25 protein-coding genes and 1 pseudogene are annotated in these 24,025 nt (G+C 70.9%); 13 read left to right on the top strand and 13 right to left on the bottom strand.

Annotation, left to right across the window (positions count from 1 at the left end; all coding sequences use genetic code 11):
• Nucleotides 1-13: 13 nt before the first annotated feature.
• From AAD528_RS05250 to xseA, 6 genes are all read right to left on the bottom strand, one after another.
• Nucleotides 14-1,324 (bottom strand): endonuclease/exonuclease/phosphatase family protein, encoded by a 1,311-nt coding sequence (locus tag AAD528_RS05250; RefSeq protein WP_345750996.1) that lies wholly within the window; start codon nt 1,322-1,324, stop codon nt 14-16.
• 164 nt (nt 1,325-1,488) lie between these two features.
• Nucleotides 1,489-2,883: a class II fumarate hydratase gene (locus AAD528_RS05245; protein ID WP_345750995.1), complete on the bottom strand. Its 1,395-nt coding sequence runs from the start codon at nt 2,881-2,883 to the stop codon at nt 1,489-1,491.
• Between the two features lie 44 nt (nt 2,884-2,927).
• A complete protein-coding gene (locus tag AAD528_RS05240) occupies nt 2,928-3,581 on the bottom strand; it encodes a carbonic anhydrase (RefSeq protein WP_345750994.1) in 654 nt (217 codons plus the stop codon).
• Nucleotides 3,578-4,234: a DUF4245 family protein gene (locus AAD528_RS05235; RefSeq protein WP_345750993.1), complete on the bottom strand. Its 657-nt coding sequence runs from the start codon at nt 4,232-4,234 to the stop codon at nt 3,578-3,580. The genes AAD528_RS05240 and AAD528_RS05235 overlap by 4 nt, the downstream gene beginning before the upstream one ends.
• On the bottom strand, nt 4,234-4,491 hold the full coding sequence (locus AAD528_RS05230) for an exodeoxyribonuclease VII small subunit (protein WP_345750992.1): 258 nt from the start codon (nt 4,489-4,491) through the stop codon (nt 4,234-4,236). The genes AAD528_RS05235 and AAD528_RS05230 overlap by 1 nt, the downstream gene beginning before the upstream one ends.
• 1 nt (nt 4,492) lies before the next feature.
• The gene (gene xseA / locus AAD528_RS05225; RefSeq protein WP_345750991.1) at nt 4,493-5,806 is read right to left on the bottom strand and encodes an exodeoxyribonuclease VII large subunit; all 1,314 of its coding nucleotides are present in this window, start codon (nt 5,804-5,806) and stop codon (nt 4,493-4,495) included.
• Between the two features lie 121 nt (nt 5,807-5,927).
• Between xseA and AAD528_RS05220 the strand changes: the two genes are divergently transcribed.
• From AAD528_RS05220 to AAD528_RS05210, 3 genes are all read left to right on the top strand, one after another.
• Nucleotides 5,928-6,977 carry a 4-hydroxy-3-methylbut-2-enyl diphosphate reductase gene (locus tag AAD528_RS05220; RefSeq protein WP_375339593.1) on the top strand — a complete coding sequence of 350 codons (1,050 nt, stop codon included), beginning with the start codon at nt 5,928-5,930 and terminating at the stop codon, nt 6,975-6,977.
• Nucleotides 6,974-7,504, top strand: a complete 531-nt coding sequence (locus AAD528_RS05215; RefSeq protein ID WP_345750990.1) for a DUF6264 family protein — start codon at nt 6,974-6,976, stop codon at nt 7,502-7,504. The genes AAD528_RS05220 and AAD528_RS05215 overlap by 4 nt, the downstream gene beginning before the upstream one ends.
• A 467-nt stretch (nt 7,505-7,971) precedes the next feature.
• Complete coding sequence (locus AAD528_RS05210) at nt 7,972-8,553, top strand: D-alanyl-D-alanine carboxypeptidase family protein (protein WP_345750989.1); 582 nt, start codon at nt 7,972-7,974, stop codon at nt 8,551-8,553.
• Between the two features lie 84 nt (nt 8,554-8,637).
• Here AAD528_RS05210 and fbaA read toward each other — a convergent pair whose 3' ends face one another.
• On the bottom strand, nt 8,638-9,669 hold the full coding sequence (gene fbaA / locus AAD528_RS05205; protein ID WP_345750988.1) for a class II fructose-bisphosphate aldolase: 1,032 nt from the start codon (nt 9,667-9,669) through the stop codon (nt 8,638-8,640).
• Nucleotides 9,670-9,839: 170 nt separating this feature from the next.
• On the opposite strand from fbaA, the gene glpX reads away from it, so the two are divergent.
• Both glpX and AAD528_RS05195 read left to right on the top strand, forming a co-directional pair.
• Nucleotides 9,840-10,820, top strand: a complete 981-nt coding sequence (gene glpX / locus AAD528_RS05200) for a class II fructose-bisphosphatase (RefSeq protein ID WP_345750987.1) — start codon at nt 9,840-9,842, stop codon at nt 10,818-10,820.
• 114 nt (nt 10,821-10,934) lie between these two features.
• Nucleotides 10,935-11,138, top strand: a complete 204-nt coding sequence (locus tag AAD528_RS05195; protein WP_345750986.1) for a UDP-N-acetylmuramyl pentapeptide phosphotransferase — start codon at nt 10,935-10,937, stop codon at nt 11,136-11,138.
• On the opposite strand, the gene AAD528_RS05190 is transcribed toward AAD528_RS05195, so the two are convergent.
• The 3 genes from AAD528_RS05190 to AAD528_RS05180 form a co-directional block, all read right to left on the bottom strand.
• On the bottom strand, nt 11,125-12,417 hold the full coding sequence (locus tag AAD528_RS05190) for a DNA recombination protein RmuC (protein WP_345750985.1): 1,293 nt from the start codon (nt 12,415-12,417) through the stop codon (nt 11,125-11,127). The genes AAD528_RS05195 and AAD528_RS05190 overlap by 14 nt on opposite strands.
• A 171-nt stretch (nt 12,418-12,588) precedes the next feature.
• Complete coding sequence (locus AAD528_RS05185; protein WP_345750984.1) at nt 12,589-13,173, bottom strand: 3'-5' exonuclease; 585 nt, start codon at nt 13,171-13,173, stop codon at nt 12,589-12,591.
• 71 nt (nt 13,174-13,244) lie between these two features.
• A complete protein-coding gene (locus tag AAD528_RS05180; RefSeq protein WP_345750983.1) occupies nt 13,245-14,759 on the bottom strand; it encodes a peptide MFS transporter in 1,515 nt (504 codons plus the stop codon).
• A 335-nt stretch (nt 14,760-15,094) separates the two neighbouring features.
• On the opposite strand from AAD528_RS05180, the gene AAD528_RS05175 reads away from it, so the two are divergent.
• The 3 genes from AAD528_RS05175 (at nt 15,095) to AAD528_RS05165 (ending at nt 18,002) form a co-directional block, all read left to right on the top strand.
• The gene (locus tag AAD528_RS05175; RefSeq protein ID WP_345750982.1) at nt 15,095-15,781 is read left to right on the top strand and encodes a potassium channel family protein; all 687 of its coding nucleotides are present in this window, start codon (nt 15,095-15,097) and stop codon (nt 15,779-15,781) included.
• Nucleotides 15,782-15,820: 39 nt separating this feature from the next.
• Entirely contained in the window at nt 15,821-16,894 is a 1,074-nt protein-coding gene (ychF, locus tag AAD528_RS05170; protein WP_345750981.1) for a redox-regulated ATPase YchF, read from the top strand.
• 775 nt (nt 16,895-17,669) lie between these two features.
• Nucleotides 17,670-18,002, top strand: coding sequence for a hypothetical protein (locus tag AAD528_RS05165; RefSeq protein WP_345750980.1), 333 nt, complete (start codon nt 17,670-17,672; stop codon nt 18,000-18,002).
• A gap of 342 nt (nt 18,003-18,344) precedes the next feature.
• Here the strand turns inward: AAD528_RS05165 and AAD528_RS05160 are convergent, their stop codons facing one another.
• Nucleotides 18,345-19,289 carry an NAD-dependent epimerase/dehydratase family protein gene (locus tag AAD528_RS05160; RefSeq protein WP_345750979.1) on the bottom strand — a complete coding sequence of 315 codons (945 nt, stop codon included), beginning with the start codon at nt 19,287-19,289 and terminating at the stop codon, nt 18,345-18,347.
• A gap of 63 nt (nt 19,290-19,352) precedes the next feature.
• Between AAD528_RS05160 and AAD528_RS05155 the strand changes: the two genes are divergently transcribed.
• The 4 genes and pseudogenes from AAD528_RS05155 to AAD528_RS05140 all read left to right on the top strand — a co-directional run bounded on the left by AAD528_RS05155 (nt 19,353) and on the right by AAD528_RS05140 (nt 21,286).
• Nucleotides 19,353-19,961 carry a TetR/AcrR family transcriptional regulator gene (locus AAD528_RS05155; protein ID WP_345750978.1) on the top strand — a complete coding sequence of 203 codons (609 nt, stop codon included), beginning with the start codon at nt 19,353-19,355 and terminating at the stop codon, nt 19,959-19,961.
• Complete coding sequence (locus tag AAD528_RS05150; protein WP_345750977.1) at nt 19,958-20,656, top strand: type 1 glutamine amidotransferase domain-containing protein; 699 nt, start codon at nt 19,958-19,960, stop codon at nt 20,654-20,656. Before AAD528_RS05155 ends, AAD528_RS05150 begins: the two co-directional genes overlap by 4 nt.
• A gap of 100 nt (nt 20,657-20,756) precedes the next feature.
• Nucleotides 20,757-20,903: pseudogene (locus tag AAD528_RS05145) on the top strand (AraC family transcriptional regulator); the annotation flags it as partial.
• 59 nt (nt 20,904-20,962) lie between these two features.
• Nucleotides 20,963-21,286 (top strand): hypothetical protein, encoded by a 324-nt coding sequence (locus AAD528_RS05140; protein WP_345750976.1) that lies wholly within the window; start codon nt 20,963-20,965, stop codon nt 21,284-21,286.
• 12 nt (nt 21,287-21,298) lie between these two features.
• Here AAD528_RS05140 and AAD528_RS05135 read toward each other — a convergent pair whose 3' ends face one another.
• Entirely contained in the window at nt 21,299-21,592 is a 294-nt protein-coding gene (locus AAD528_RS05135; protein ID WP_345750975.1) for a DUF1905 domain-containing protein, read from the bottom strand.
• A gap of 4 nt (nt 21,593-21,596) precedes the next feature.
• Complete coding sequence (locus AAD528_RS05130) at nt 21,597-23,522, bottom strand: penicillin-binding transpeptidase domain-containing protein (protein WP_345750974.1); 1,926 nt, start codon at nt 23,520-23,522, stop codon at nt 21,597-21,599.
• 68 nt (nt 23,523-23,590) lie between these two features.
• On the opposite strand from AAD528_RS05130, the gene AAD528_RS05125 reads away from it, so the two are divergent.
• Nucleotides 23,591-24,019, top strand: coding sequence for a cupin domain-containing protein (locus AAD528_RS05125; RefSeq protein ID WP_345750973.1), 429 nt, complete (start codon nt 23,591-23,593; stop codon nt 24,017-24,019).
• The last annotated feature ends 6 nt before the right edge of the window (nt 24,020-24,025 follow it).

Below are 24,025 nucleotides of genomic sequence, written 5' to 3'. Positions count from 1 at the left end.
TCCGGCTCCGGGGTCAGCGCTTCGCGTGCTTCAGGGCGAGGTCGACCCAGACCAGTCGGTGGTCGCTGGACGGGAACGGGTAGACCCCGGTCAGTCGCGACAAGGGGTCGGCCTGCACCGGCCAGAACACGCCCGAGCCGGTCACGCGGAGGTCGCGCGAGGGCAGCACGTAGTCGGCGCGGAGATTGCCCGGCGCGGTGTCGGCGAAGTCGGCCGTGTCGTAGCGCGGGTCGCCGCGGTGGCTCGTGTTCGCGCCGGCCTGCAGCGCGGCCGCCTCGACGGCGCCCTTCGACGTCGGCTTCGGATCCTGGACGCGGCGGTTGTCGAGCAGCTGGTCGATCGCCGCGGCGACGGAGTCGCCGTCGAGGGGATCAGCGTTCTGGTCGCCGACGATCACGAACGACTCGGACGGCGAGAGACCGCCGCGGCGTCCCTTGTCGTCGTAGATGTAGCGTCCGGCGCCGGGCGTGACGTAGTCGGCCCAGAAGCGGATCTCGTCGTGGTTGCGCGTGCCGTTGCGGTCCTCGGCGCCGTCGAACGTCGGAGGCGTGGGATGCGCGGCCAGCACGTGCACGGTCTCGCGGCCGACGCGCACGGGCACGTCCCAGTGCGACTTGCTCGACAGCGGGAACACCGCGAGCTCGTCCGGCGTGTACCAGTCGGCGGGCGCGGCCGTGGCCGGATCGTCGGGCAGCAGCGCGCCCGGCATGTCCTTCCACAGGAAGTGCTGGAAGGTGCGCGCCTGGCCGGTCGCGATCGGGTACTTGGAGAGCACGAGCATGCCGTACTGCCCGGGGAAGTCGCCGAAGCCCAGCGCGTCGTCGCCACCGCCGACGGCGCCGTTGTTGTTGAGGTCGAATCCGCTGGGGACGCCCGTGTTCGACGGCGCGACGAAGGCGTAGGGGTACTCGGCGGCGGGCGCGCCGTTCTGGCTGACCTCGAGGTAGTTCTCGCGGAACAGGTCGGCCGCGACGTTGCCCTCGACGTAGTCGAACTCGTTGAGCAGCACGACATCGGGCGCGGCGCGCTGGATGACCTCGGCGACCGTGCGCGCCTGCGTATCGGCGCCGGTGGACAGGTCGGTCACCAGCTGCCCGGCCGCGAGGCGGTTGAGCGACAGGTTGTACGTCGCGACCCGCAGGCTGCCGCCGCGGTCGTGGCGCCGGTCGTCCTGGCGGCCGTGGTCCTGACCGTGGCCGCGTCCCTCCTCGTGGCGGGACGCGGACGCGGGCGGGCTCGCCAGCGCCGGCGTGGCGGTGCCGAGGGCGAGAGCGGCGGCCGCGGCGGCCGCGATCAGGCCGCGGGTGTGGGGGCGCAAGGGCATCGGTGCTCCTCTGTGACGTCGTCGTACGCGGAGCACCGACGTTAGAGCGTCAGGGTGACGAGCGGGAGAACGTCCGATGAGGGCTTCACGGCCGCCGGTCCGGGGGAGACGCGACAGAGGTCCGGGGGACGACGTCCCCCGGACCTCTGTCGCGTGCGGCCGGATCAGCCCGCGTGCGTCATCGAGAGCAGGTCGAGCTTCTCGTCGAGCTGCGCCTCGGTGAGCTCGCCGCGCTCGACGTAGCCGAGGTCGATCACGGCCTCGCGCACCGTGATGCCCTTGGCGACCGAGTGCTTGGCGATCTTCGCCGCGGCCTCGTAGCCGATCAGCTTGTTCAGCGGCGTGACGATCGACGGGCTCATGCCGGCGAAGGCCGCAGCGCGCTCGAGGTTGGCCTGCAGGCCGTCGACCGTCTTGTCGGCGAGCACGCGCGTGGCATTCGCGAGCAGGCGGATCGACTCGAGCAGCGCGGTGCCCATCACTGGGATCGCCACGTTCAGCTCGAACGCGCCCGACGCGCCGGCCCAGGCGACCGTGGCGTCGTTGCCGATCACGCGCGCGGAGACCATCAGCACGGCCTCGGGCACGACCGGGTTGACCTTGCCGGGCATGATCGAGGAGCCGGGCTGCAGGTCGGGGATGTGCAGCTCCCCGAGGCCCGTGTTCGGGCCCGAGCCCATCCAGCGCAGGTCGTTGTTGATCTTGGTGAGCGACACCGCGATCGTGCGCAGCGCGCCGGAGGCCTCGACGAGACCGTCGCGGTTGGCCTGCGCCTCGAAGTGGTCCTTCGCCTCGGTGATCGGCAGGCCGGTCTCGGCCGCGAGCAGCTCGATGACCTTCTGCGGGAAGCCGAGGGGCGTGTTGATGCCCGTGCCGACGGCGGTGCCGCCGAGCGGCACCTCGGCCACGCGGGGCAGCGCCGCCTCGACGCGCTCGATGCCGAGGCGCATCTGGCGGGCGTAGCCGCCGAACTCCTGGCCGAGCGTGACGGGCGTGGCGTCCATCAGGTGCGTGCGGCCCGACTTGACGGCGTCCTTCCACAGCTCGGCCTTCGCCTCGAACGCCTTCGCGAGGTGGTCGAGTGCGGGCACGAGGTCCTCGATGAGGGCCTGCGTCACGGCGACGTGCACCGACGTCGGGAACACGTCGTTGGAGGACTGCGACGCGTTGACGTGGTCGTTGGGGTGCACGTCCGCGCCGAGCTTCTGCGTTGCGAGGGTGGCGAGCACCTCATTCATGTTCATGTTCGACGACGTGCCGGATCCGGTCTGGTACGTGTCGACGGGGAAGTGCGCGTCGTGCGCGCCCGTGACGACCTCGTCCGCGGCGGCGGCGATCGCATCGGCGATGGCGCCGTCGAGCGTGCCGAGCTCCTTGTTGGCGAGCGCGGCGGCCTTCTTGATGCGCGCGAGCGCGGCGATCTGCGACGACTCCAGGCCCTTGCCCGAGATCGGGAAGTTCTCCACGGCGCGCTGCGTCTGCGCCCGGTACAGCGCGGACGCGGGGACCCGCACCTCGCCCATGGTGTCGTGCTCGATGCGGTACTCGATCTCGGTCACTTCGTCGTTCCTCCGGTTGGGATCGGGTTCGGGTGGGGGCCTGGTCAGGCGGCGTCGTGCTGCTGCGTGCCCAGGATGACGTCGGGCACCACGGTGCCCTCCGCGAGCCGGTAGTTCGCGCCCACGATCGCCAGGCGGCGCTCGGCGACGGCCGTGCTGATCAGCTCGGAGCGCTGCAGCAGCGCCGTGACGGTGTCGCGCAGGTGCTCGCGGCCGACGCGGTCGGCGTCGACGGTCTCCGGCGTGACGCCCGCGTCGGCGCCGGCGCGCAGGACGCGGCGCACGGCGGGGACGATCGGAGCGATCAGGCGCCAGATCGTCGGCGGCAGGACGGGCGCATCCGCGTGCGTGCTCTCGATCGCGGCGCGCACGGCGCCGCACTCGTCGTGGCCGAGCACCACGATCAGCGGCACCTTCAGCACCTCGACGGCGTACTCGAGGCTGCCGACGATCGAGTCGCCCGCCACCTGGCCCGCGTTGCGCACGACGAACAGGTCGCCCAGGCCCATGTCGAAGATGATCTCGGCGGAGAGGCGGGAGTCGGAGCAGCCGAACAGCGCGGCGCGCGGCGTCTGCGCGGCGGCGATCTCGCTGCGACGCTGGACGTCCTGGTGCGGGTGCTCGGGCTCGCCGGCGACGAACCGGGCGTTGCCCGCGACCATGCTCGCCCAGGCCTCGTCGGGGGTCACATGCGTCATTCGCTCTCCTCGGTCAGCGCACGCACCTGCGGCGCGATCATCTCCGCGACCTCCGCGGTCTTGTCGGGGCTGGACGTGCCGTACAGCAGGAGGTGATCGGCGCCGGCCTGCGTGCCGAGCGCGTAGGTCACGTTCTTGTTGGCGGAGGGATCGACGTCGTACGTCTGCCACACGACACCCGCGATCTCGACCTCGCCCGACGGGGCCGTGCCACCGAGCTGCTGCGCGGCCCACGTCGCGTCGCCGTCGAAGCCCTGCACGAACCGGAGGAAGCTGCTGTCTCCGGGGACGTAGAGCACCTCCCACTGTGCGATCTCGCCGTCCACGACGCGCGCGTCGTTCACGAACCAGCCGTTGCCCCGATCGCCCTCGGGTTCGGGCACGTGCGGCACGATCACGCTGCGGCCGTACGCCCCCTCGGCGGCCTGCGCGGCGGCGGCCGGATCGATGCTGCGGTGCGCGCCGGGCCCGCCGCGCGGCACGACCAGGAAGATCACCACGACGATCGCGAGCGTCGCGAGCAGCGCGACGATCAGGTTCCGGAAGTTCTGGCTCTCGCGGTAGGCCCTGGTGTTGGCCGCCTTGCGGACCGCCGTCTCCTCGGACGTCTCCGGACGTCCGAGCTCGGCGACGATGCGGGGCTCGCGGGCCATCAGGCGTCGTCTCCGGCGTCGCCCGCGGCCTGGGCCGCCTCGAGCCGGCGCTTGGCCCCGCGCAGCCACTCGTCGCAGCGCGCCGCGAGGGCCTCGCCGCGCTCCCACAGGGCGAGCGAGTGCTCGAGCGTGGGCGCGCCCTGCTCGAGCTCGCCGACCACGCGCACCAGCTCGTCGCGCGCCTGCTCGAACGAGAGCGTCGCGACGTCCGGGAGTGCTGCTCCGTCGAGGGCGGTGTCCGAAGTCACGGGATCCATCCTACTTTCCGGGGTCCGACGTCTCGGACGCGGCGGTCGTCGGCCCCTCCGGGAGCTCGCCCGTGGACGTGGCTCCCACCGATCCGCGCTCCAGCGTCACGACGATCCGGGTGCCCGACGGCGCCTGCGCGGCGTCGCGCAGGATCACGCCGCCGTCCGCGTGCGCGATCGCGTAGCCGCGCGCGAGCGTCGCCGCGGGGGACAGGGCGCGCAGCGAGGCGCGCAGCTCGGCGGTGCGCCGCTGACCCTGCTCGACGCGTCGCTCGGCGAGGTCGCGGCCGCGGGTCACGAGCTGCCACACGTCCTGCGTGCGGGTCCGGATGAGGTGCTCGGGGGAGCGCAGGGCGGGACGCGAGCGCAGCTGCTCGAGCTGGGCCATGTCGTGCGAGATGCGCTGCGTGAGGCGCATCGTCAGCCGCGAGCGCAGCTGCGCGACGATCGCGCGCTGCTCGCCCACGTCGGGCACCACCCGCTTGGCGGCGTCCGTGGGCGTCGAGGCGCGCAGGTCGGCGACGTCGTCCAGCAGCGGATGGTCGTTCTCGTGCCCGATCGCGCTCACGATCGGCGTCCGCGCCGCCGCGACCGCACGCAGCAGGCGCTCGTCGCTGAAGCCCAGCAGGGTCTGCGGATCGCCGCCGCCGCGCGCGATCACGATCACGTCGACCTCGGGATCGGCATCCAGCCGCTGCAGCGCCGCGAGCGTCTCCGGCACGCACCGGTCGCCCTGCACGGCCGCGTACTCGGTGCGGAAGCGCACCTGCGGCCAGCGCAGCTCGGCGTTGCGGTGCACGTCCTTCTCGGCGTCGCTGCGCTCGCCCGTGATCAGGCCGATGCAGTGGGGCAGAAACGGCAGCGCCTTCTTGCGCGCGGCGTCGAACAGTCCCTCCGACCGCAGCTGCGCGCGCAGCCGCTCCAGCCGCTCCAGCTGCTCGCCGAGGCCGACGTGCCGCATCGCGGAGACCTGGAAGGAGAAGTCGCCGCCGCGCGGATAGAAGTCGGCCTTGACGCACGCGACGACGTGGTCGCCGACCTTCAGGTCTGCGGGCATCCGGTTCCGGGCGCTCGACCAGATCCGGATGGAGATCTGCGCGTCCCCCTGGACGTCCTTCAGTCGCGCGTACACGGCGCCGGCGCGCACGTTCCACGACGTGATCTCGCCCTCGACCCAGACCGAGCCCCAGCGCTCGATGAAGCCCTTGATGGTCTGATTCAGGCGGTGGATCGACGTGGGGGCGTCGGGCGTCGAGTCGCGGGGAGCCACGCTGTCGGGCGGCGGAGCGTCGCCCGGCACCGCGACGGGCTGGAACGACGTCACCTCGGCTCCCTTCGGTCGGTCATGGGCCGCAGGCGATCCCTGCTTCCTGGCGGCGCTCGGGCCGCATCCAGGGGGCCCACCGTAGACTCGAGACGTGAGCGCCACCGCCATCTCGCTGCCCGTGCCCGCCGTTCCGGCGCGTCGTGCGCAGGTCCGAACCGAGCCCCTTCAGGATATCCCGGTGCCCGGACACAAGCGGGTGCTGCTGGCGGCCCCCCGCGGATACTGCGCGGGCGTCGACCGCGCGGTCATCGCCGTCGAGAAGGCCCTCGAGCGCTACGGCTCGCCCGTGTACGTGCGCAAGCAGATCGTGCACAACATCCACGTCGTGACCGAGCTCGAGGCCAAGGGCGCGATCTTCGTCGACGAAGTCGACGAGGTGCCTCCGGGCGCGCACGTCGTGTTCAGCGCGCACGGCGTCTCGCCGGCGGTCGTGAACGCCGCGGCCGATCGCGGGCTGCAGGCGATCGACGCCACGTGCCCGCTCGTGACGAAGGTGCACCGCGAGGCCGTCCGCTTCGCCCGCGACGACCGGCACATCCTGCTGATCGGCCACGCCGGTCACGAGGAGGTCGAGGGCACCGCGGGAGAGGCTCCCGATCACGTCACGATCGTGAACTCGCCGGAGGAGGCCGACACCGTCGACGTCGCCGACCCCAGCAGGGTCGTGTGGCTCTCGCAGACCACGCTCTCGGTCGACGAGACCATGGAGACCGTGCGGCGCCTGCGCGTGCGCTTCCCCGAGCTGCAGGATCCGCCGTCCGACGACATCTGTTACGCCACGCAGAACCGCCAGGTGGCGATCAAGAAGGTCGCGAAGGGCGCCGACCTCGTGATCGTGGTCGGATCCGCGAACTCGTCCAACAGCGTCCGCCTGGTCGAGGTCGCGCTCGAGCACGGCGCCAAGGCCGCGTACCGCGTCGACTACGCCGACGAGGTGCGCCAGGAGTGGCTCGACGGCGTCGAGACCGTCGGCGTCACGAGCGGCGCCTCGGTGCCCGAGGTCCTGGTGCAGGAGGTGCTCTCCGAGCTCTCCGGTGCCGGCTACCGCGACGTCGAGGAGGTGCGCACGGCCGAGGAGGACCTGATGTTCTCGCTGCCGAAGGAGCTTCGCCAGGACGCCACCGGCCGCCGCGACGCCCGCGCGATCGGCGGCCGGGGACGCGCGTGACCGACGCCGTCCCGGGCGACCGCCCGCGCCCTCAGTACGGCGAGTACGCGACGCCGGAGGAGCAGGCCGCCCGCATCCGCCACCCGCTTCCCGTGCCGCCGCCCGTCGCGCGGTCGGAAGCCGCGCCGGCGACCGCCGCCGTGGCGCGCGCGGCCCTGTCGCCGGGCCGGATCCTCGACCGGGCCACGGCCGTCGCGCTGCTCGTCTACGGGTTGCTGAGCTTCGTGAACGCGATCCCCGCGATCCTGGAGCCGGCGTCCCTGCTGACCGCGCTGGGCCTCGACGCGGACGACTTCGACGTCACGAGCGTGGGCGGATGGGGCATCGCGGCGGCCGTCGTGCTCGTCGTCGGGTGGATCGTCACCGCCTGGCTGACGTGGCTTGCGCACCGGCGCGGATGGATCCTATTCTGGGTCCCGCTGGCGGGCGGCGTCGTGTTCAACGCGATCTCCGGCGCGCTCGTGACGTTCGCCCTGCTGTCGGACCCCGCGATCTTCGACGCGGTGCTGCGCCAGGCCGGCGGCTGACGCCGGTCCGGGTCCGGTCAGGGGCGGATCAGGGTAGGAATCCGGGGCGGGTCTGCCGAGAAAGCGCCGCCGCGTGGGTCAGACTGAGGGGCGATGAGCCCCCTCAGCCGGAAACGACGCCTGCGCCTCGCGCGCTTCGGGCTGTTCGTCGCGTTGGCCGTCGGACTCGGCGCGGGCATCACGACTTTCGCCGACTCCGCCGTGGGAGCGCGCGACGCGCCCCGCGCCGTGGCCGAGGAGCAGGCGGCCGCGGAGGCGGCGGCGCTTCCCGCGCTCGACGCCTCCGACATCCCCTGGCCTCGCGAGGGGGCGGCCGCTGTCGCGATCGGGGACGGCGAGACGCTCACGCCGTCGGACGAGCCGCACGCCATGGCGAGCGTCACGAAGCTGCTCACGGCGATGATGGTGCTCGAGGCCAAGCCCCTCGCGGCCGGCGAGTCCGGGCCCGACTACCACTTCGTGGAGAAGTGGAACGACTCGTACGAGGAGACCTCTACCGCGACGAGTCGGCGCTGCCGGTCCCGGTGGGCGGCTCGCTCACGCAGTACCAGCTGCTGCAGGGCATGCTGCTCGGCTCGGCGTGCAACTACGCGGACATCCTGGTGACCGACATCTGGGGCGACGACGCCGCCTATGCGCAGGCCGCGGGGGAGTTCCTCGCTGCGCGCGGCCTGGACGGCATCTCGGTGGTCGAGCCCACCGGCATCGACCCCACGAACACGGCCACGCCGTCGGCGCTCATCGAACTCGGGCGACAGGCGCTCGAGGACCGGGTGATCGCCGAGATCGTCGCCACGTCCGAGGTGGAGCTTCCCGGCGCGGGACACGTGGAGAACACGAACGACCTGCTGGCGGATCCGGGCGTGGTCGGGATCAAGACCGGCACGCTCGACGGCAGCAACCTGCTGTCGGCCAAGGACATCGTCGTCGGCGACAGGACCGTGCGCGTGTACGCGGTCGTGCTGTCGCAGGCGGATGACGAGGCGCGATTCGTCGCGTCGCGCGCGCTGTACGACGCGGTCGCGGCGCAGCTCACCGCGGCGGGCTGACCCGCCGACCCCGCCCCGGCCCGGAACGCGCGAACCGCCCCGGCCCGCGGGAGCGGCGCCGAGGCGGTTCGTGGAGTACGGGACTCAGGCCTTCTGCGACCGGCCCGCCGAGCCGAGCTGCTTGGTGGCCTCGACGACGCGGGCGGCCATCGCCGTCTCGGCGACCTTGCCCCACGCGCGCGGGTCGTACTGCTTCTTGTTGCCGACCTCGCCGTCGATCTTCAGGACGCCCTCGTAGTTGCCGAGCATGTAGCCGGCGACCGAGCGTGTGAAGGCGTACTGCGTATCGGTGTCGATGTTCATCTTGATGACGCCGTTGGACACCGCCGTGGCGATCTCCTCGTCGGTCGAGCCGCTGCCGCCGTGGAACACGAGGTCGAGCGGCTTGTCGCCGGTGCCGAACTGCGCCTTGATGCCCTCCTGGATCTCGCCGAGCAGCTCGGGGCGGAGCTTGACGTTGCCCGGCTTGTAGACGCCGTGCACGTTGCCGAACGTGAGGGCCGAGATGTAGCGGCCCTTCTCGCCCAGGCCGAGCGTCTCGACGGCCTTCGCGACGTCGGCGACGGTCGTGTACAGCGCCTCGTTGGAGCCCTCGTGCTTGACGCCGTCCTCCTCGCCGCCGACCACACCGACCTCGATCTCGAGGATCGCGTTGATGTTGTGCAGGCGGGGGAGCAGCTCGCTCGCGATCTGGATGTTCTCGTCCAGCGGCACGGCCGATCCGTCCCACATGTGCGAGTGGAAGATGGGCGCGCCGCCGGCCCTCACCTGCTCCTCCGAGGCCGCCAGGATCGGCAGCAGGAAGCTGTCGAGCGCGTCCTTCGGGCAGTGGTCGGTGTGCACGGCGACGGTGATGTCGTACGACGCGGCGACGCGCTTGACGTACTCGGCCATGGCGATGGCGCCGATCGCACGGTTCTTGATCGTGTGGCCCGCGAAGTAGTCGGCACCGCCCGTGGTCACCTGCAGGATGCCGTCGCTGCCGGCCTCCTGGAGGCCCTGGAGCACCGCGTTGATCGTCTGCGAGCTCGAGACGTTGATCGCCGGATACGCGAAGCCGCCGGCCTTCGCGCGGTCGAGCATCTCTGCGTACTGATCCGGGGTGGCGAAGGCCATATCTGCTCCTTGGAAGTGGGCGATGATTCGCCGCCAGTCTAGGGAAAGTCATCGGTTCATGCCGTCGGGCCGGCGCGCGGAGCGTGCACCTTTGCGGTTTTCGAAAGAACTCGGCTTCCTCCGGCGCGACGCGCCGGAAATCCGAGACGGCATCCCAATACGCTCGGAGCATGCAGACCTCCGACATGTCTCCCCTCCACCCCGACCGGAACATCGCCCTCGAGCTCGTGCGCGCCACGGAGGCCGCCGCGATCCGAGCCGTGCCGTTCATCGGTCGCGGGGCGAAGGAGGCGGCGGACGGCGCCGCCGTCGACGGCATGCGGGCGTTCCTGTCGACGGTCGACTTCGACGGCGTCGTGGTGATCGGCGAGGGCGAGAAGGACAACGCCCCGATGCTGTTCAACGGCGAGCACGTGGGGACCGGCAACGGGCGCTCGTACGACATCGCGGTGGACCCGATCGACGGCACGTCGCTCACGGCCGCCGGTCGCCAGAACGCGCTGTCCGTGATCGCCATGTCCGACCGCGGCACGATGCTGGATGCGTCGAGCGTGTTCTACATGGACAAGCTCGTGACGGGCCCCGCCGGCGTGGGCGTCGTCGACATCCGCCTCCCCATCGCGGAGAACATCCACCGCCTGGCGAAGGCGCTCGGCAAGCCCGTCGACGAGATGGTCGTGTCGGTGCTGAACCGCCCGCGCCACGAGAAGCTCATCGACGAGATCCGCGAGGCGGGCGCTGGAACCCGCCTCATGAGCGACGGCGATGTCGCCGGCGGCATCAACGCGGCACGCCACGATGCGCGCACCGACATGTGCGTGGGCGTGGGCGGCAGTCCCGAGGGCATCGTCACGGCGTGCGCCATCAAGGCGCTCGGCGGCCACATCCAGGGCCGACTGTGGCCGCGCGACGACGAGGAGCGCCAGAAGGGCCTGGATGCGGGGCTCAAGATGGACTACGTCTACGAGGCCGATGAGCTCGTCGCCGGCAACAACACGCTGTTCGTCGCGACGGGCGTCACCGACGGCCAGCTGGTCGCGGGTGTGCGCCGCGAGGGGGACTTCGTGTACACGGAGAGCGTCGTGCTGCGCAGCCACTCGGGCACGCTGCGCCGGATCTCTTCGGACCACCCCGTCTCGAAGTGGCTCTGATCCGCACCTGATCCCGCGGCGCGCGGCGCGCGTGATGGAGCTGTGACCGTCTTCCGAGGTTGCGTCTGGAAGAATGGGCGAGGCGGAATGTCCGACACAGCAGGGGGCGAAGGCATGTCAGTACAGCACGCGCCGGTTCAGCACGTCTCGGACCAGAGCGCTCCGCAGCCGGTGTTCACCGACCCGGCACGTCGTCCGGATGTGCTTCTGCGCGTGCGTCGCGCACCCGGTCAGGAACCCAGCGCGTGGTGGTTCGTCGGCGCCTTCGTGGGGTTCTCCGGCGCCGTCACGGCGCTGCTGAGCTTCATCCCCGGCTGATCGCCTCCTCGTCGGCATCCACGGGTGCCAGGCGCGACTGATCCAGGCGCGTCGCGATCGACTCGGTCACGGGCGCGTCTTCGAGCGCGCCGATGAGCTCGGGCGCCGCCATGCGCCGCGTGGTCGCGTGCAGCGGGCGCGGTTCGGGGGTGGCGGCGAGCTTCGTCTCGTCGATCCCCGGGAACTGACGCGCCGTGACCAGCACACGCGACTCGAGCGATCCGGCGAACCTGTTGTAGCTGTCGACCGTGCGCTCGATCGCGCGGCGCAGGCTGTCGGCGTGCTGGGCGAGCGTGCCGAGCCGCTCGTACAGCTGGTTGCCGAGCGTGAACAGCGTGCGCGCCTCGTCGGAGACCTCCTGCTGCGTCCACGCGTAGGCGACGGTCTTCAGCACCGCCCAGAGGTTGACGGGGGAGGCCAGGGCGACGCGCTTCGAGAACGCGTACTCCAGCAGCGTCGGGTCCTCGTCGAGAGCCACGGCGAGGATCGACTCGCTCGGCAGGAAGCACACGACGAACTCGGGGCTCGAGGCGAGCCCGGTCCAGTACGCCTTGCGGGCCAGCGCGTCGACGTGGCCGCGAACGGCCTTGACGTGCTGCTTCAGCAGCTCGCGGCGGCGCCGCGCGTCGTCGCCCGCCGCGGAGTCCGGGATCGCGGCGGCGTCGAGGAACGCGTCGAGGGGCGCCTTGGCATCGATCGCGATGGCCTTGTCGCCGGGCAGGCGCACGACCATGTCCGGGCGGCCCGAGACGTCGTCGCCGGTCAGGGTGGCCTGCGTGTCGAAGTCGACGTGCCGGACGAGCCCCGCCGACTCCACGACGCGGCGCAGCTGCGTCTCGCCCCACACGCCGCGCGCGGTCGTCGAGCGCAGCGCTCCCGCGAGCGACTCGGTCGTGGTCCGCAGCGCCTCGTCGGACGCCTGTGCGCGGCGCAGCTGCTCGGCGATCGTGCCGAACTGGCTGTGCCGCTCGCGCTCCATCTCGTCCACGCGCTGCTGCATGCGGTGCAGGCTCTCGCGCACGGGGGAGAGGGCGGTGAGCACCGCGCTCTCGCGCCGCGCGCGCTCGTCGGCCTCGGCGCGCTCGGCCTGCGCGTGCGCGATCGCGTCGTGTCGCAGATCCTGCTCCCGCTCGAGCGCCTCGCGCAGCCCGGCGACCTCGGCCTCGCGAGCAGCGAGCGCGGTGGTGTCGCGGGCCGATCGCGTGGCGCGCGCGAACCAGCCGATCGCCGCGCCCGCGGCGAGGGCGACGATCATGAGCAGAAGGGCGAGTGCGTCCATGCGCCGATCATCGCCGGGGCCACCGACATCGCCGCGCGCGGCGCTCGGCGCGTGCACAACGCAGGAACCACCGGCCGCTCCGCGCGGCCGATCCGCGTGTTGCCGAGGGCGACGTGCCCGGTGCGCGGATCCGGTCCTGCGTCGTGTCGGGGACGTCGGCGCCGCGCGGCGTCAGGCCGCGATGACCGCCGGCGCGATCCGGCCGATCCGGGTGCCGATCAGGCCGGCGAGGGCGTCGACGTCGTCGGCGCCCGAGCGGCGCGCGGCGTCGATCAGGATGTGCGCGCACGCGAGCGCGTCGGCGATCGCGTCGTGGTGGGCGAAGCCGGAGAAGCCCGCGGCCTCCGCGGCGACCGGGAGCCGGTAGGACGGCAGGCGATACACCTTGCGGGCGACCTGCAGCGTGCACGCGTAGCGGTACGCGGGCAGGTCGTAGCGCGTGACCTCGCACGCGGCGCGCAGCACGCCCATGTCGAAGCTCGCGTTGTGCGCGACGAGCACGTCTTCGCCCGCGAATCCGATCAGATCCTCGATCTGCTCGTCCCAGCCGAGGGCGTCGACGACGTCCTCTTCCGTGATGCCGTGGATCCGGGTGTTCCACTCCAGGAACGCGTCGTGTCCGGCGGGCGGGCGGATGAGCCATCCGGCCGTCTCGACGACCTTGCCGTCCCGCACCTTCGTGAGCCCGACCTGGCACGCCGAGGCGCGCGATCCGTTCGCCGTCTCGAAGTCGATCGCCGTGAAGTCCAGAGCCACGGATCGAGTCTCCGCGGCGGCACGACGAAGCCCCGGCAGGCGCGCCGCCGGGGCTTCGATCGAGAGGGGCGTCAGTCGCCGGAGGTGTGCACGCCCTCGGCCTGGTCGGCCTGGTGGATGAGGCGGCGCACCCACGGGCTCACCGCGAACAGCGCGACCGCGAAGACCGCCGCGACCACTCCGGTCCAGCCGAAGTACGCCACATCCGAGGCGCCCTCGGTCGCCTGCACGACCTGCGCCGTGATGGCGGATCCGGCCGCCGGCGCGAGGAACCACAGGCCCATCGCCTGGCCGCGGAACGCCCTCGGCGCCAGCAGCGTGGTGGCCGCGAGGCCCACGGGGGAGAGGAACAGCTCGCCGATCGTCTGGATCACGTAGACCGCGATCAGCAGGACGGCGGGCGCCTTGCCGTCGCCCGCGAGCCACGCGCCGCCCGCCAGCACCACGAACGACACGGCCGCGAGCGACAGGCCGATCGCGAACTTGTACGGCACGGCGGGGCGGTCGTCGGTCTTGACCCAGATCCACGCGAACACGGGCGCGAACACGAAGATCACGAACGGGTTGATCGACTGGAACATCTCGGCGCCGATCTGCAGACCGAACACGTTCAGGTCGGTGCGCTGATCGGCGAACGTCGTCATGGTGGTCGCCGCCTGGTCCAGGATCATCCAGAACAGCATGGCCGCGATGAACAGCGGGATGTAGGCCAGCAGGCGGCTGCGCTCGGGCGCCGTGACCTTGGGGGAGCGGTACATCAGGACGAACGCGACCACCGGCGCGATCAGGCCGACGTAGCTGAGCGTGTCGATCATCGCGTCCATACCCCAGCCGCCCTGCAGCAGCGAGGCGATGAGCGCGATCACCGCGACGCCCGCGAGGACGAGGGCGATCATCCGGATCACCTTCGGCAGCTCGTCGCGCGGGATCGGGTTCGCCACGACATCGCCCTCGGCGGAGAGCAGGCGGCGGCCGCCGATGAAGAAGACGACCGCGAAGGCCATGCCTATCGCGGCGACCAGGAAGCCGGCGTGGAAGCCGAACGCCATGCGCACCAGGGCGATGATCAGCGGCGAGAAGAACGAGCCGAGGTTGATGCCCATGTAGAAGATGGAGAACGCCGACTGGCGGCGGGCGTCGTCGCGGGCGTAGAGGTCGCCGACCATGGTCGACACGTTCGACTTCAGCAGGCCCGTGCCGACGGCGACCAGGATCATGCCGAGGTACGTGAACGCGCCGCCCGGGAGGGCGAGGCTCACGTGACCCGCGGCGATCACGATGCCGCCGTAGAGCGTGGCGCGGCGGGATCCCATGATCCGGTCGGCGAGCCAGCCGCCGACGATCGTCAGCAGGTAGACGCCGGTGCCGTAGATCGCGACGAGCGCCTGGCCGGTGGTCTCGTCGAGCGCGAGGCCGCCCTCCGCGAGCTCGGCCGTGAGGAAGAGCAGCAGGATGGCGCGCATGCCGTAGAAGCTGAAGCGCTCCCACATCTCGGTCGTGAAGAGCGTCAGCAGCCCGAGGGGGTGTCCGAAGAACCGCCGGTCGGCGGAGGGGGTCGCTGTCGTCTCGGGTGGTGCGGAGGTCATCATTCCAGCGTCGCATCCTCACCTCCACGGATCCTCGGAGCCGCAGGGCGCTTGGCAGGCGCACCGCCCGGCGTCGCCGCTCGACCGTAGGTCGCACAATCGGGACGAGATCGCCAAGAAGGGGGCGGAGGGACGGGCGCCGTCTCGAATCGTGTGTTGGCGGTGGAGATGCGCCGCGCATTCTCTTCACGACGCGCACTGTGCCCGCTCGTCAGCGCGTTACTCGGGATCCCCGGTGCAAGGACAGGGGGCGGGCCGGGACGAGGTCACGGTGCCGTCAGCGGTCGCAAGACCATCGGCCCATCGCGCCCGGGGCTTCTGCCATACTCTCGCGCATGACCACCGAGCGCTGGGCGAGGCTCGCCGACTGGCCGCTCACGATCGCCGCCCTCGCCTACCTCGTCGCGTACTCCATGGAGGTTCTCGCCAACCCGACGGACGCGGCCGGCATCGTCGCCGAGACCGTGATCTGGGCCACGTGGGGCTTGTTCCTGGTGGACTACGTGGCGAACCTGTACCTCGCAGCGAACCGGGGAAGGTGGTTCGCGCGGCATCTCTTCGACCTGCTGATCGTGGTGTTGCCAATGCTGCGCCCGCTGCGGCTGCTCCGACTCGTGACGATCTTGGCGGTTCTGCAGCGCACCGCCGGGACTGCTCTTCGCGGCCGGATCATCATCTACGTCTCGGGCGCGTCGATTCTGCTGATCTACGTCGCCGCGCTCGCCGTCCTCGATGCCGAACGAGGGCAGGGCGGACCGATCAGCACGTTTGGAGATGCGCTCTGGTGGGCGCTGGTGACCGTCACCACGGTCGGATACGGCGATTATTTCCCGGTGACTCTCGTCGGAAGGGCCGTCGCCGCAGGCCTCATGATCGGCGGCATCGCGCTGATCGGCGTCGTCACGGCGACTCTCGCCTCGTGGATCGTCGAGAAGGTCGGTGAGCAGCAGAAGACCGACGAGACTGCACGCCTCGCCGACGAGTTGGCGCAACTCCGCAGCACGCTCGAACGGAAGCCTTGATCCGAGCCGCCCGATCCGGCCCGCGTAGACTGGACTCCCGTGGCTCTTACCATCGGAATCGTCGGCCTTCCCAATGTCGGCAAGTCGACCCTCTTCAACGCCCTGACCAAGAACACGGTGCTCGCCGCGAACTACCCGTTCGCGACGATCGAGCCCAACGTGGGCGTGGTGGAGCTGCCCGACCCGCGGCTGAACCGGCTGGCGGAGATCTTCGGATCCGCGCGGATCCTTCCCGCTCCCGTGTCGTTCGTCGACATCGCCGGCATCGTCCGCGGCGCGAGCGAGGGCGAGGGCCTCGGCAACCAGTTCCTCGCGAACATCCGCGAGGCCGACGCGATCGCGCAGGTCGTGCGCGGCTTCGCCGACGCGGACGTCGTGCATGTCGACGGCAAGGTCGACCCCGCGTCCGACATGGAGACGATCAACACCGAGCTGATCCTCGCCGACCTGCAGACCCTCGAGAAGGCGATCCCGCGCCTCGAGAAGGAGGTCAAGGGCAAGAAGGCGGATGCCGGTGTGCTCGCGGCCGCGCAGGACGCGAAGGCGGTGCTCGACTCGGGCAAGACGCTGTTCCAGGCCGGCTTCGACATCTCGCCGATCCGCGAGCTCGGACTGCTGACCGCCAAGCCGACGCTGTTCGTGTTCAACGTGGACGAAGGCGTGCTGACCTCCCCGGAGCGGATGGATGAGCTCGCCGCGCTCGTCGCGCCGGCCAAGGCCGTGTTCCTGGACGCGAAGGTCGAGTCGGAGCTCATCGACCTCGACCCCGACGAGGCGCTCGAGCTGCTGCAGTCGCTCGGCCAGCAGGAGTCGGGCCTCGACCAGCTCGCCCGCGTCGGCTTCGAGACGCTGGGGTTGCAGACCTACCTCACGGCGGGCCCGAAGGAGTCCCGCGCCTGGACGATCCGCAAGGGCTGGACGGCCCCGCAGGCCGCCGGCGTCATCCACTCGGACTTCGAGCGCGGCTTCATCAAGGCCGAGGTCGTCTCGTTCGCCGATCTCGACGAGGCCGGATCGATGGCCGACGCGAAGTCGAAGGGCCGCGTCCGCATCGAGGGCAAGGACTACGTCATGGCCGACGGCGACGTGGTGGAGTTCCGCTTCAACGTGTGACGCCGGCCCGCGCGGCGTACGGCGACCGAAACTCTCGCGGATTGCGCGGCGGTACGCTGCTCCCGGCTTCAACGACGAACGAGTACGTGCCCGCGACGCTTGGACTCCTGGAAGTTGTCCCGAAGTTCCCGCTTTGTCGCTTCTGCGAGCTCGCCGGGTGAGGGGATGGTGCAGGTTCCCCCACCGCCTTTCGAGTACCCCGGTCCCGAAGTGGGCTCGCAGCGGAGTTCAGGCGGAACCTGACGGTCGATTTCGACGCAGATGTCGTGGAGATGGCCAGAACTGCACTCGATCTTTACGCTGACGTAACGGTCGGGCTGGGGCATGTCCATCTCCTCGGTTCTGTGCTTGAACGCTGTGCTTGGAGTGTGTCGTCGGCCACCGACATTGAACATCGGCGACGGTGATCAGACGGAACCAATTGGTGCAGCCGCAGGTTAGAGGCACGACTGGCCAAGCGGGCTGTTGGCTTCGAGATGCCTTCGGCGTTGTGTACCGAAACGATCACGTGTTCGAGTACCAGAGCGACGCTTGGGCGGGCTGGCGGATGGTCTCGTGGGCGCGGGGTTCGCGTGTCCGTAGCGACCGACTCGGGCGCCAGGTCTTGGCCCACCTGAGTCGTGATGTCGGAGACGCGGTCTAACCTGTCGCTGCGACCAGCGCTTGAGAGGAACCGCAAGTGAAGAGACGACCATCGACGGAGGTGCCCGCCGATCTTCCTCGGGGAGCGATCCACTATTGGCCGGATCTCGGACGATGGCCGACAACACCGGAGGTGAGCCGCTTCCTCCGGAGCACGCGTCGACGACCCGATTTGCGCCTGGCTGTCTTGACCGGGCTCCGGCGTTACGCCGTCGTCGAGTTGAACTCCTTTTGGGCAGTTGCTGCCATCTTCGTCGCGCTGTTCACTGCGATGCTTGCGGCCCTTCCTCCAGGCGTTCTCACCGCCGCGGCCATCATCGTCGGAGTCACCGTCGGCGTTCTGTTCTTGTCGCGTCTCATGAACGAGACGGCTCGAGTCGATGAACGGCGCAGGGCCGCCATTGCCTGGTTGCACGCATTCGAAGATGCGATCCGTGAAGAGCGTCGCTCGATTCTCGCTCGATGAAGAGAGGAGGCGGCGCGGTCGCTCAGAAGCTGTTTGTCCTCGCTCATCCCACACGGCACGGAGAGGTACGGAGTGGTGGAGTTCCGCTTCAACGACCTCTTTCCACGGGTTCTCCGGAGATTCCGCGTTCTCCGGATCGATCCGCTCGATTCGCTCCTGAGAAGGCGAGATCTCCGGAGTTCGTGCCCCGTGAACCGCCAGACTGGTGCCGTGACGCGGGATACAAGTGCTCACCGGACCACTGGCGAGACGAGCGGCACGCGTTGAACGATACGCACGACGAACTCCGCGCAGATCTCGCATCAGAGGCCGATCGGCCGCGGAACGCGGTGGAGCGCCGCTTCACCTTGTGACGGGCGGGGCTCCCGCTGCGCGACGGATGTCGTCGAGCCCGGCGCGGTACGTCGTCACATCGAAGTCGGGGAAGGCGTCCGTGAACTTCGCGGAGTCGAAGAGGTTGTCGTGCTCGTAGCGCGGGAGCAGTTCCCTGAGCTCGCGCACCTGCGGTGAGACCACGCCCGCGGCGGTCAGCGCCCACTTGGGGACGACGGTGTAGCGGGCGTCCCGGCCGAAGGCCGCCCCGGCCATGGCCACGAAGTCGCGGTAGGTCGGACGGTCGCCGTCCACGGGCAGGTGCCATGTCTGACCGAAGGCATCCGGCGCGTTGCCCAGGGCGGCCAGTGCGCGGCTCGCATCCGGGGTCCAGATGAGCGTGCGCCGTCGGTCGTCCCGGACCGGGACGAGGGGCCTGCGGCCCGCGGTGAGCCTGTCGATGACCAGGGCGTTCGTGAAGCTCTGAGTGCGGCCCGGGCCGTAGAACTCCGGTGCCCGGGCGATCAGGACGGGGATGTCGCCTCGTGCCATCTCCTCGAGCACCATCGAGGCCATCGCCGACCGCACCCGGCCTTTGCGTCCGACCGGCTCGAACGGCGTCTCCTCCGTCTGAACTCGGCCGTCCTGCGGATACATGTAGGTGTTGTCGAAGTACGCGAACTTCGCCCTCGCGGCCCTCGCGGCATCCAGCGCATTGCGGAGCATCTGTGGGAACCGCTCCTCCCAGAGGGCGGTGTCGGCGGGCAGCCCGGCGGTGAAGTACACGACCTCGCTGCCCTCGACCGCCTCCCGCGTCTGTTCGGCGTCGAGAAGATCGGCGCGCGCGAGCACATCCGTGTCGTTGACCTTGCGTGGATTCCGGCTGACGAGGCGCAGCTCACGGGTGTGCGCGTGGCTCAGTTCCCGGGCCAGCTCGGTCGCGATCTGGCCGTTCGCTCCCAGGATGGTCTGCATGCTCGACGTCCGCCTCTCCGCGCGGTATGTTTACAGTGTTCACATCAAGCGTAGGAGGCGAAGTTGACGGCGTCAACATCGACGAGGGCGTACCACCACGGCGACCTGCGGGCCGCCCTCGTGGCGGCGGCGAACGAGATCCTCGAAGAGGGCGACGCGTACTCGCTGCGCGCGGTGGCCCGCCGGGCCGGCGTCTCGCCGGCCGCGCCGTATCGGCACTTCGCCGATCGCGGCAGGTTGGACACCGCGGTGGCGGTCGGGGGCTTCGAGGATCTTCGGAGGGCGCTCGCCGAGGCTCTCCGTCGCGTACCCACCGGGAACTCGACGGAGGTGCTCTCGGAACTCGGGATCGCCTACGTCCTGTTCGCGTTGCGTCGTCCGGCCGTGTTCCGGCTGATGTTCGGCGAGGAGTACGGCGGCGAGTCCGACGACGATCGGGTGCAGGCGTCGCAGCAACTGCACGACGTGCTGGGCGAGGTCCTCGATGGGCTGTTCCCCGGGGCGTCCTCCCCGGCCCTGTCGCGGGCCCTGTGGGGCGTCGCACACGGCCTCGCCTTCCTGCACCTGGACGGCAACTACCCGTCCGAGCCCGTCGCCGAAGTCGTCGAACGCGTGCGCTCGTCCGTCGCGGCGCTCCTCGCGCTCGGCCACCGACAGGAAGGATCCCGATGACCAGGGTTCTCATGGTCCTCACCGCCGCGCGCGTGTGGACCCTCGACGACGGGACGGAACACCCCACGGGGTTCTGGGCCGAGGAGTTCGTCGTGCCGTACACGGCCTTCGTCGACGCGGGATGGGAGGTTACGGTGGTCACGCCAGGCGGCCGTGTGCCGGTCGTCGATGAGCTCAGCCTCGGCCTCGCGGGTGGCCTGCCTCGCACGACGAAGCAGCTGCGCGCCCGGCTGCAGAGCCTCCGCGCGGTGATCGAGAACCCGGGCGACCTGTACGACGCCGACGCCGACGAGTACGACCTCGTGTTCTATCCGGGCGGCCACGGCCCCATGGAAGACCTCGCCTACGACCGGTTCTCCGGCAGGCTGCTCGCCCAGCGCCTCGAGTCGGGCAGGCCGCTCGCGCTTCTGTGCCACGCTCCGGCCGCGATCGCCGCGACGGTCGATGAGGCCGGCCGCTCCGTCTTCGCGGGGAGGAGGATGACCGGACTGTCCAACCGCGAGGAGCGGCTCAACGCCTTCGCTCGCAAGGCCCCGTGGCTGCTCGAGGACAAGCTCAGGGAGATCGGCGTCGACTACAGCAAGGGCCCGATCCCGCTGCTGCCGTACGTCGTCGTCGACGGCAACCTCTACACGGGACAGAACCCTCGATCGTCACGCAGCCTCGCTCAGGCGCTCCTCGACGCGCTGGGTTGAGGATCATCGCCTCGCGCATCACAGAGAAGCCTGGCTCGGATATCCGAGCGAACGAGAGTCGCCGCCTGCTGGGATGACGGGATCCGATCGCATCGGACCGTCCGAGTGGGCGGCGACGGCGACCTAGTGGCTCCCGTCCAACTCCTGGCGGCTGCGCCCCGGCCCGTCCATCGTCGCGGTCCTCGACCTCTCGGACGAGTTCCGCACGGCGACGTGTGAACTGTGGCTGCCGATCGAGCGAAGCTGATCACACGCCGGCTGCCCCGGGCGTTGCTCGCCGCGACCGCCGGGTCTAGCGTTCGCGTCATGGAGACCGTGCGCACGGAGCCGGAGTCGACCGCGGTCGCCGGCTGGGCCGCGCTCGCACTCGCCACGGGCGCCGCGCTGTCGCTCACGATCGCGAACGTCCTGAATCTCCACGCGAACGCCGATGAGCTCGTGACACTGGGATTCATCCTCGGCTGGGTGCTCGTGGTGTGGGCCACGATCGTCGGGGCGGCCGTCGTCGTGCAGCTCGTCCGTCGACGGCCGGCCGCGATCGAGATCCTGCTCATCGTGGCCGCCGCCGCAGTGATCGCGGTCACGGTCTCGGCTTATCCGCTGTTCGGCAGCGGGGGCGCGTCGGCCTAGGGCGGATCCGGATCAGTCGCGCTCGTCCGGCAGCCGCACCCGCGCGATGACGACGTCGCCGACGTCGATGCGCTCGGCGCGCTGCACGGCGACCTTGATCGGCAGCAGGAAGCGGCCGTCCTTCGGCCACATCGCGGTGTCGAACTCGGTGCCGCCGATCGTCGCGATCACCGGGATCTGACCCCAGTACATGAGGCCGCGCGCGGCCTCCTTGACCTCGGCGAAGAGCTCGACCGGCAGGGGAGCGAAGACGAACGGCGCGGGCCCGCGCCACTCGATCAGCTCGGCCTCGAACTCCCACGCCATGCGGTCACCACTTCTCGAACATCGCCTGCAGCAGCGGGCCGGCCGTGATCGCGCCCGACGTGCCCGTCTCGACGAAGACCGCGACCGCGAGGTCGCCGTGCGTGCCGATCATCCAGCTGTGCTTGGGGTAGCCGTCCGCGCCGCGCTCGCCGTACTCGGCCGTGCCGGTCTTGGCGCCGACGGGCTCGCCCGGGATCGCACCCAGGAACGTGGCGGAACCCTCGGTCACGACGGCCCGCATCAGCTCGCGCAGCGCGGCAGCCTCCTCCTCGGTGAGTGGCTGATCCGGCGCGGCCTCACCCGCACGATCCGCGATCAGGTGCGGCACGACCGTGTGCCCGGCCTGGATCGAGGCGGCGACCGTCGCCATGCCGAGGGGCGAGGCCTCGACGCGGCCCTGGCCGATCAGGTCCGCGGCCTTCTCGGTCTCGCTCTCGGGATCCGGCACCGTGCCGAGCGCCGCGGGGTATCCGAGGTCGAGCTCGGCGCCGAGGCCCAGCGTCTGGGCCGCCGACGCGAGCGCGCCCTCGTCGATCCGGTCGCGCGCGCCGATGAGCGCCGTGTTGCAGGAGTTGGCGACGGCCGTGCGGAACGTCACGTCGCCGAGCGCGGAGGCCGGGTAGTCGTCGAAGTTGTGGAACGTGTAGCCATCCACGTCGAGCGTCTCCGGGCAGGTCAGGATGTCGTCGAGCGTGGCGCCCGAGCGCAGGAGCGCGAGCGACGTGACGAGCTTGAAGGTCGATCCCGGCGCGTACATCCCGGCGGTGGCCGCGTTCATGCCCCCGTTTGCCGGACCGTTCGCGGCCGCGAGGATCTCCCCGCTCGAGGGCCGGATCGCGACGATCGCGCTCGCCGGTGCGCCGTCGCCCGCGAACTGCGACAGGATCCGCTCGGCCTCGAGCTGCATCTCCTGATCGAGGGTCAGCGCGAGGGGCGTGCCCGGCTCGCCGGCCCACTCCTGGATCGTGCGGCGGGCGTCGTCGGGGCCGACCGCGTCGATCCGCAGGGTCGGCGTGCCGCGCAGCTCGCCGTCGTACGTCGCGAGCAGACCGGCGAGCCCGACCTGGTCGCCCGGACGGATGGCGCCCTCCGACTTCTCGACGACCTCGGCGGTCGCCTCGCCGACGTAGCCGAGGATCTCGCGCGCGAAGGCCCGGGTCGGCGCGAGCGTCATCTCGTCGGAGACGATGAGCGCCCCGGGGATGCTCGCGAAGTCGCCCGTGACGTGCTGCGCCTCCTCGCCCTGCCGGATGGCGAGCGCCTCCACGAAGGCCTCCGCGCCGGCGGCCTCCGCCGTTGCGCGGAAGGCGGCCGGGTCGATCCCGACCGCCGTGGCGATCGCCTCCGCCGACGCGCCGACCTGATCCGGCGGGGTGTTCGCCTTGTCGAGGCCGTACCGTCCCACCGGGCGCTGCGTCACGATCGGCCGGTCTGCGGTGTCGACCACGTCGGCGCGCGGCCCGTACTCGCGCTGGATCTCGATCCGCTCGTCCGCGCCGAGCTCGGGGAGGAACGTCGCGGGCGTCCAGTCGACCGCCCACTCCTGCTCGCCGCCGTCTCCAGAAGGGCCCTCGACGAGCGCCGCGGTCGTGTCGTACGCCCACTCGTGGCCCTCGACATCCCAGGCCCAGTGCAGGACGACGGTCCCCTTCCCGTCCTCCCGCTCGACCTCGTCCGCCGTGACCTTCACGTCGTAGTCGGCCAGCGGCGCGGCCTGCTCCTCGAACGCCGCGGCGGCGGAGGGGTCGGTCAGGGCGACGCTCCCGAGCGAGTGGGTGGAGAGGGCCGCGGCGAGGTCGTCCGCGAGCGTGCGGGTCGCCTCCTCGCTCGCGTCGGTGCAGGCGGACAGCGGCAGCAGGAGCGCGAGCAGCGCGACGCCGGCGCCGAATCGAGGGGAGCGGGACCGTCGCGCGGGAGAAGCGGGGAGCACGTCGTCATCCTGGCATGACCGTGCGACACGTGCGGCGATCCCTCCCGCGGTCGCTAGCGTGTGGTGACATGAGCGACTACGAGGTGACTCAGCTGGGCGCGTTCGACGAATGGCGCGACCACTACGGCGGATTCCGCCCGGAGACGTCGCGTGACGGGCGCCGGGTCGTGGACCACGAGCTGACCATGCAGTACATCGGCATGACCGCGAACGTGTTCGAGCCCGGCGAGGAGGCCGGCTACTGGCACAGCCACGCGAAGGTCGAGGAGCTCTACGTCTTCCTCACCGGCCGCGGGCAGATGGGCCTGGACGACGAGGTCGTGGACGTCGGTCCCGGATCCGCGGTGCGCGTCGGGCAGGGCGTCTGGCGCACCTGGCGCGCGCTGCCCGACAGCCCGGAGCCGATGCGCTGGTTCTGCATCCGGGCGGGCGGCGAGCAGCTGCCGCACCTCCCCGACGACGCGACGCGCGATCCGGACCGTCCCGCGCCCTGGTGATCCGGA

The sequence above is a fragment of the Microbacterium rhizophilum genome, assembly GCF_039605615.1.
GTDB lineage: Bacteria > Actinomycetota > Actinomycetes > Actinomycetales > Microbacteriaceae > Microbacterium > Microbacterium rhizophilus.
Note: the sequence above shows the minus strand (reverse complement) of the source record. Positions and strands in the feature narration are given on the sequence as shown.